The organism is Vibrio sp. HI00D65, from assembly GCF_001635455.1.
Classification (GTDB): domain Bacteria; phylum Pseudomonadota; class Gammaproteobacteria; order Enterobacterales; family Vibrionaceae; genus Vibrio.
Genome location: NZ_LWEH01000463.1, coordinates 1 through 714 on the forward strand (window position 1 = coordinate 1; position 714 = coordinate 714).

Sequence of the window (714 nt, forward strand, 5' to 3'; positions counted from 1 at the left end):
AGTATGATTTTTAAAACCACTGGGCGCACAGGTCATGAAATGATCAAGATGATCCGCTCGTTCTATTGTAAAGAGACAAAGAAACCGCAAAAGATTCAGCTCGGAAAGTTCCGAAAATCGGACATTCCAAGCATCGCTTACGATAAGAAATTTGTTCCAAAAGTTATTGAGGAACTGAAAGAGAAAGGCGCAACGAATGAAGAGATTGCAGAGGTCGAAGACTACATCAATGTTCTGTTTGAAGCAGAGCAAGAGAAAGCAGTTTTAAGAGAGAAAGGTGCATTCTTATCTCATGTAAAATTAGCGGCATCAGCACACGAATCACACTTAGAATTGCTGACTGAAACAGAAAGGGTGGAGCTTTGGGAGTCAATGAAAACTATTGAGTCAAAGTTAAGAGCTGTCGGCATCACCAAGCCACGCAAACCACGCGCTAAGTCGTGATTATCGGCAGGGAGCAAGGTATGACTTGCCTCCGGCAGTCCTGCACCCCAAGTCGNTGCGCCTTTCTCTTTCAGTTCCTCAATAACTTTTGGAACAAATTTCTTATCGTAAGCGATGCTTGGAATGTCCGATTTTCGGAACTTTCCGAGCTGAATCTTTTGCGGTTTCTTTGTCTCTTTACAATAGAACGAGCGGATCATCTTGATCATTTCATGACCTGTGCGCCCAGTGGTTTTAAAAATCATACTCATAGTCCTGTGGTTACCTTTT

General features: G+C 42.8%; 1 protein-coding gene. It reads left to right on the forward strand.

The features are described from left to right. On the forward strand, positions 1-444 hold a 444-nt coding region (locus A3712_RS22845; protein ID WP_231891870.1), incomplete at its 5' end, for a hypothetical protein. Positions 445-714 lie beyond the last annotated feature (270 nt).